This is a genomic window from Thermodesulfobacteriota bacterium (assembly GCA_036482575.1).
Classification (GTDB): Bacteria; Desulfobacterota; GWC2-55-46; order GWC2-55-46; family JAUVFY01; genus JAZGJJ01.
The window spans coordinates 1-2,465 of the sequence record JAZGJJ010000118.1; the positions used below are offsets into that span (position 1 = coordinate 1).

At 61.7% G+C, this 2,465-nt stretch carries 3 protein-coding genes and 1 tRNA gene; all 4 read right to left on the reverse strand.

Annotated features, from left to right (window positions below; all coding sequences use genetic code 11):
* Positions 1-1,122: trigger factor (tig, locus tag V3W31_05220; protein ID MEE9614341.1), on the reverse strand; the 1,122-nt coding region annotated here is incomplete at its 3' end.
* Between the two features lie 58 nt (positions 1,123-1,180).
* A tRNA-Leu gene (locus tag V3W31_05225) sits at positions 1,181-1,263 on the reverse strand.
* 131 nt (positions 1,264-1,394) lie between these two features.
* Entirely contained in the window at positions 1,395-1,922 is a 528-nt protein-coding gene (locus V3W31_05230) for a hypothetical protein (GenBank protein ID MEE9614342.1), read from the reverse strand.
* A partial coding sequence (locus tag V3W31_05235) for a hydrogenase iron-sulfur subunit (GenBank protein ID MEE9614343.1) occupies positions 1,922-2,465 on the reverse strand: 544 nt, incomplete at its 5' end. The genes V3W31_05230 and V3W31_05235, both read right to left, overlap by 1 nt.

Consider the following 2,465-nt stretch of genomic DNA (forward strand, 5'->3'; position numbering starts at 1 on the left):
GGCCTCCTCCTCGGAGACCTCTATCCCCTCCTGGCCGGCTATCGCATCGATTATAATGTCCCCCCTGGCCCGCGCCTCGGCCACCTTGCGGTACTTCTCCTCGAGCCGGTCGTTGGCGAGACCCTTATCCTCGGGGTCGAAGGCCCCCCTCTTCATATTCTCAATGACGCTGCCCATTATGGAGCTGAGGTAGCGGTCCACGAGCGCCCCGGGCACATCGAAGGGGTTTTTATCCACAAGCCTCTCGACGGCCTCGCTTTTGAGCCGGTCCCTCTCGCTCCTCTCCTTGCCCCTCTTTATCTCGGCGCTAATCTTCTCTTTAAGCTCCTCGATGCTCTCGCACTCGAGGTCCTTCGCGAACTCGTCGTCTACGGCGGGGAGGACCTTTTCCTTAACGCTCTTTACCTTTACCTCGAATACCGCCTCTTTACCCCGAAGCCCCTCGTCGGCGTAGTTTCCCGGGAGGTCAGCCTTCACCTCCCGGCTGTCTCCCGCGCTGGCGGCCGTAAGGGCCTCGTCAAAGCCCGGCAGAAGAGAGAGTCCGCCGATGACCGCGGGAAAGTCCCTGGCGCTCCCGCCCTTGAAGGGCTCTCCCCCGACCTTGCCCTCGAAGTCTATTGTCACCATATCCCCGGTCCCGGCCGGTCTCCGGACCTCCCGGAACTCGCCCCGGCTCTCCCTGAGCCTTTCAAGGCCGTCGGCCACCTCCTTATCCGTGGCCTCCGCGGGCTTCATGATAAGGCCCATCCCCCTGTAGCCCGTAACCTCCACGGCTGGCCTGACCTCGACCGTCGCCGAATAGACAAGCCCCTTACCCTCGCCCGTCTCCTTGACCTCTACCCGCGGATGCGCGACGGGCATGATGTCCCTGCCCTTGAGCGCCTCGGGGTAGGTCCTCTCTATGAGCCTCGCGGTGACCTCTTCCCTTACGCGGGCGCCGAACCTCCGGCGGAGCACATTTTCCGGGACCTTGCCCGGCCTGAAACCGTCAAGGGTGGCGTCGGCCTTAAGGCTCCTGTACGCGGCGTTCACCTCGCTTGCGACCTCCCCGGCAGGGATCTCGACCGTGAGCCTCTTCTCGACGGGACTTATGTCTTCTACCTCTACCTTTATATCATCCATTAAGATGCCTCTTTTTGGGGGTTCCCCGAGTTAGTCCCCGACCCTGGCAAGCGGCAATTGGTGCGAGAGGGGGGAGTCGAACCCCCACGGTTGCCCACCAGGTCCTAAACCTGGCGCGTCTGCCTGTTCCGCCACTCTCGCAGCTAAAACCGGACCGGGACTTCGTATCACCCTGGATTATATGGGATACAGAGCGCCCTTGCAACTAAAAAAGAACGCTTCGAGGGTAATTACGCCGCTGACCTATTGAAAAAAATCTTAGAATCCGGGCCCTACTCCATGACCAGCCGCCTGGAAATCGGGTCGAACCTTATGACGAGTATCTCGGCGGGGGCCACATCGACGGTCTTCTCGAGGGTGTAGACGGTCGGGGAGGAAGGGCCGCTGTCGGTCATCTTGACGAGCACGGTGTGGGTGCCCCGCTCGATTATGAACCTCTCGTACACGTACGAGGCCATGTCTTTCTTAATACCCATGGCCTCATAGTCCTTATCCAGGAGCTTCCTGCCGTCCAGGAAGAGCTCGACCGATATCGGGTGCCTTTCCCTGGGGCATCCGCCGATCTCGCTCAAGTCCATGCTCACGCCCGAGGTCCCCTTCAGTCCCTCGCGGTACTTCTCGCCGGACCTCTTTACGAGGTCCTCCTCCTCGCAGCCGACCACCTTGGTGCCGCTGTGCTTGAAGGCCACCTTTATGGCGGCGTCCTCGGGCGAGAAGAACGAGTACGGCGCCTCCGAGAGGTAGATCGCCGGAGACAGGATGAGAAGCAGAAGGAGCGCCATCCTTATATAGAGCGCCATCAGCCCTTCCCCCCTCCCCGGAGCTCTTCCCGAAGCTCTTCATGGAAGCGTCCAAGCTCTTCCCCGAACTCGTCGGTCTCCACCGCGGAGAGCCTCAGGTACCTTACCCTATCACGGTCCAGGGAGCGTCTTACCACCGGCGGCCGGTAGCCCTGGAACCTGCCGGCAAACCAGGCGTTTCCGTATCTGTAGTTGCAGTCTATCGGCCTGCAGCCGGCCACCAGCACCCCGTCCACGCCCTCCTCGAAGGGTATGGCGAGCATGAGCGGCTGGACCATCCCTATACACGGGACCTTCATGACCGTGACCCAGGGGAGGTCCTCGAACGGACTACCCTTGGAGCCGGCCCCGGACTCCACACCCCACTTGCAGAGGAATACGAATACCGAGCCCCTCTCGCCCCCTCCCCCCCCTGCCTCCCTTAGCTCCACGGAGAGTCTCTTTATCTCGTCCTTCATATCGCCCTCGGTAAGGTTCGGCAGGTCTATGGCCTGGTACTCGCACGCCCCGACGCATATCCCGCAGCTCGCGCACCTCTCGGGC